Annotated in this window: 2 protein-coding genes; both read left to right on the top strand. The window is 55.9% G+C overall.

Annotated elements, in window-relative coordinates; translation table 11 throughout:
• The coding region (locus Q5Y71_RS17205) for an IS66 family insertion sequence element accessory protein TnpB (protein ID WP_306043294.1) at window positions 1–237 on the top strand (237 nt) is incomplete at its 5' end.
• The coding region (tnpB, locus tag Q5Y71_RS17200) for an IS66 family insertion sequence element accessory protein TnpB (RefSeq protein WP_306043293.1) at window positions 237–472 on the top strand (236 nt) is incomplete at its 3' end. The genes Q5Y71_RS17205 and tnpB, both read left to right, overlap by 1 nt.

The following is a 472-nucleotide window of genomic DNA, read 5'->3' as shown; positions in this document are numbered from 1 at the left end:
AACAGCGATCTATCCCAGGCAGCCTACTGCCAGCAGCATGAGCTAAAGCTCAGCACCTTCACCTATTGGCGCAACAAGCAGAACAAGCCCCGACCTAAGCTGATGCCGGTGCCCATGCCAGCTTTAGAGGCTTCGGTTGAGCTGACATTGCCCGGCGGTATCCAGATGCAGTTACCAGCATCAGCCCTTGAGCAAACCCTTCCATTGCTCTGGCGCCTACTACGGGAGCAGGGGTGATGCTGCGTCCGAAGCAGTCCGCGCAGACCTACTTGTACATGGAGCCTGTCGATATGCGCAAGTCTATCAACGGCCTGGCGGCGCTGGTCGAGCTAGAGATGGAGCTCTCTCCTGCACTGGAAATCCTCTTCGTGTTCTGCAATCGCGGTCGCGATAAAATCAAACTGCTCTACTGGGAGTACAACGGCTTCGTAGTCTGGTACAAACGCCTGGAGAAACAGCGCTTCCACTGGTT

This window comes from Microbulbifer sp. 2205BS26-8 (genome assembly GCF_030731025.1).
GTDB classification, from domain to species: domain Bacteria; phylum Pseudomonadota; class Gammaproteobacteria; order Pseudomonadales; family Cellvibrionaceae; genus Microbulbifer; species Microbulbifer spongiae.
This window is presented reverse-complemented; position numbering and strand designations above follow the sequence as displayed.